The 662-nt window shown below is 67.8% G+C and carries 1 protein-coding gene; it reads right to left on the minus strand.

Translation table 11 applies throughout. The annotated features are described in order from the left end of the window. On the minus strand, window positions 1-498 hold a 498-nt coding region (locus AC5Y5V_RS31380), incomplete at its 3' end, for a hypothetical protein (RefSeq protein WP_499942975.1). Window positions 499-662 lie beyond the last annotated feature (164 nt).

Genomic DNA, 662 nt, shown 5'->3' on the forward strand with positions numbered 1-662 from the left:
GGTCCTAGCTGTCGAGCCGATGCCGTTGGCTTCGGCTTTCGCGGCGGTCCACTCAGTCATCGCTTCCATGACCTGGACACGGCCCTGGGCGCACTGCAGGGCGCGTTCGGCGCGTTCCAGGCGTTCGGTGCGGTTAGCGGCCGGGCCGAGGGGGACGCTGGCGACCAGGGTGAGCATTTCGTTGGCGGCGCTCTGGTCGTGAATGTCCTGCCGCGCGGCCAGTTCGGCGTCGCGTTCGCGTTCGGTGCGGTCGCGGCGGACGTTGCGGGCGTGGTGGATCAGGTCGCCGATCTGGATCGCGCGTTCGGACGGCGAGTCGTAGTAGGCCTGCAGGCCGTCGAGGACGTCGCCGCGCTGCAGGCGGTGCTTGTGCAGCTTCTCTGCCCAGGCGGCGATCCTCGCTTTGTCGCCGGCGGGGGCGCGGTCGTCGAGGATGGATGCGAGCTTGAGCGCTTCGGCGGCGGTGCGGAGGTCGTCTTCGGTTGCGTTGACGTTCATAGCGTTTGGACTTCCTCGAGGAGTTCGTTGAGGGCTTGGTCGTGGGTGCGGGCTTTGGCGGTGGGTTTGCCGGTGCTGGGGCTGGCGCGGTTGTTGGCTTTGTGGACGAAGTTCGGGATCTGGGTGGGTGACCAGGAGTCGCTGTTGGTCCAGGCGAGTAGGCC

The organism is Mycobacterium sp. NGS68, assembly GCF_059812195.1.